Raw genomic sequence first — 2,995 nt, 5'->3', positions numbered from 1 at the left:
TCTGGATTTATTCAGAGATTTTACACAAGGTTCTTTGACATATTGTGAGAATAAAGTAAAGAGTAAGAGCAAAAATAGATAGCGATTGCCTTCGGGCATGAAGATATTAGAGAGTAAGTGAAATAAGGGCGTATGGGGGATGCCTAGGCTCTTGGAGGCGAAGAAGGACGTGTTAAGCTGCGATAAGCTTCGGGGAGGTGCACAAGACCCTTAATCCGAAGATTTCCGAATGGGGCAACCCACTAGATTGAAGATCTAGTATTCTATATAATAGAAGGCAAACCTGCTGAACTGAAACATCTAAGTAAGCAGAGGAAGAGAAAACAAAAGTGATTCCGTAAGTAGTGGCGAGCGAACGCGGATTAGCCCAAACCAGTGTTGTTGCGGCAAGACTGGGGTTGTAGGACTTCGATATCGATGATTTAAATGAACGAGAACTGTCTGGGAAGGCGGGCCGTAGAAGGTGAGAGCCCTGTATTGGTAAGTTTATTTCATTGTAGGAGTATCCTGAGTAGGGGGGGACTGGAGAAATCCCCTTTGAATCTGCCGGCACCATCCGGTAAGGCTAAATACTACCAAGAGACCGATAGTGAACGAGTACTGTGAAGGAAAGGTGAAAAGTACCCTGAGTAAGGGGGTGAAAAGACCCTGAAACCATACGCTTACAAGCGGTCGGAGCCCTTTCGTGGGGTGACGGCGTGCCTTTTGCATAATGAGCCTACGAGTTACTTTCACTGGCGAGGTTAATCACATAGATGTGAGCAGCCGGAGCGAAAGCGAGTCTGAATAGGGCGCTTAGTCAGTGGGAGTAGACGCGAAACTTTGTGATCTACCCATGAGCAGGTTGAAGCTCCGGTAAAACGGAGTGGAGGACCGAACCAGTTTACGTTGAAAAGTATTTGGATGACTTGTGGGTAGGGGTGAAAGGCCAATCAAACTGAGAAATAGCTCGTACTCCCCGAAATGTTTTTAGGAACAGCCTCGGGGTCAAGTTTTAAGCAGGTAAAGCTACCGATAGGACTAGGGGGAGTCAAATCCTACCAAATCCTGACGAACTCTGAATGGCTTAAAATATACCCGGGAGTGAGGGTTGGGGTGCTAAGGTCCCAATCCGAGAGGGAAAGAACCCAGACCAACAGCTAAGGTCCCAAAATCTTTACTAAGTTGAACTAAGGAAGTCTGATTGCAGTGACAGCCAGGATGTTAGCTTGGAAGCAGCTATTCATTTAAAGAGTGCGTAACAGCTCACTGGTCGAGCGAGGCGGGCATCGATAATAAACGGGCATCAAGTAAAGTACCGAAGCTTTGGATTATATTTATATACTGGTAGGGGAGCATTCTGATTGCGGCGAAGGTTGAGCGACGAGCTTGGCTGGAGCGATCAGAAAAGCAAATGTAGGCATGAGTAACGATAATGAGGGCGAGAAACCCTCACGCCGAAAGACTAAGGTTTCCTCAGCTATGCTAATCAACTGAGGGTTAGTCGGGGGCTAAGGGTCTAGCGAGAGCGACAACCTAATGCACAACAGGTTAATATTCCTGTACTTACTTATTGGGCAAATAGATGACGGAGAGAATGGGTTACCAGATACTGACGGAATAGTGTCTTAGAGAGGCGGCAGCAATGCCAAAACGAGTGTAGCGAGTAATCTTCCAAGAAAAGTCTAGGCGTGTATAACTAATAAGTAACCCGTACCGTAAACCGACACAGGTGGTCGAGAAGAATATTCTAAGGCGCTCGAGTGAATCACGGCTAAGGAACTCGGCAAATTAACCCTGTAACTTCGGGATAAAGGGAGCCTCGAGTAATCGAGGCCGCAGAGAAATGGCCCAGGCGACTGTTTAACAAAAACACATGGCTTTGCAAAATCGAAAGATGACGTATAAGGCCTGACACCTGCCCGGTGCTGGAAGGTTAAGGGGGGATGTTAGCTGCAAGGCGAAGCATTGAACTGAAGCCCCAGTAAACGGCGGCCGTAACTATAACGGTCCTAAGGTAGCGAAATTCCTTGTCGGGTAAGTTCCGACCTGCACGAATGGTGTAACGATCTGGGCACTGTCTCAGCCGTGAGCTCGGTGAAATTGTAGTAACGGTGAAGATGCCGTTTACCCGCAACGGGACGGAAAGACCCCATGAACCTTTACTATAGCTTAGCATTGAGTTTTGGTACTGGATGTGTAGGATAGGTGGGAGGCTGTGAGCCGGTGTCGCTAGGCATCGGGGAGCCAACGTTGAAATACCACCCTTCTTGTACTGGAATTCTAATCCCTAATTGGGAGACATTGCTTGGTGGGTAGTTTGACTGGGGTGGTCGCCTCCAAAAGAGTAACGGAGGCTTTCAAAGGTTCCCTCAGCACGCTTGGTAACCGTGCGTAGAGTGCAATAGCAAAAGGGAGCTTGACTGTGAGACCGACAAGTCGATCAGGTACGAAAGTAGGATATAGTGATCCGGTGGTTTAGTATGGAACAGCCATCGCTCAAAGGATAAAAGGTACTCTGGGGATAACAGGCTGATCTCCCCCAAGAGCTCACATCGACGGGGAGGTTTGGCACCTCGATGTCGGCTCGTCACATCCTGGGGCTGGAGAAGGTCCCAAGGGTTCGGCTGTTCGCCGATTAAAGTGGCACGCGAGCTGGGTTCAGAACGTCGTGAGACAGTTCGGTCCCTATCTGTTGTGGGCGTAGGAATATTGACAGGTTCTGACTTTAGTACGAGAGGACCGAGTTGGACTGACCGCTGGTATATCAGTTGTTCTGCCAAGGGCATAGCTGAGTAGCCACGTCGGGACCAGATAAGCGCTGAAAGCATCTAAGTGCGAAACTGACCTGAAGATGAGTATTCCATGAAGGGTCCGTGTAGACGACACGGTCGATAGGCTACAGATGTAAAGGCAGTAATGTCAAAGTCGAGTAGTACTAATTACCCGAAAGCTTACTTTTATTAAAAAAATGCAACGACTGTTTATTTTATCTCACAATATGGAAAAAGGCTAA

At 48.0% G+C, this 2,995-nt stretch carries 1 rRNA gene; it reads left to right on the top strand.

From position 1 onward, the window contains the following. Positions 1-111: 111 nt before the first annotated feature. Positions 112-2,941 (top strand): 23S ribosomal RNA (locus tag G9H65_RS13215). Positions 2,942-2,995 lie beyond the last annotated feature (54 nt).

This window comes from Aquirufa ecclesiirivi, assembly GCF_011250515.1.
GTDB lineage: Bacteria > Bacteroidota > Bacteroidia > Cytophagales > Spirosomataceae > Aquirufa > Aquirufa ecclesiirivi.
Note: the sequence above shows the minus strand (reverse complement) of the source record. Positions and strands in the feature narration are given on the sequence as shown.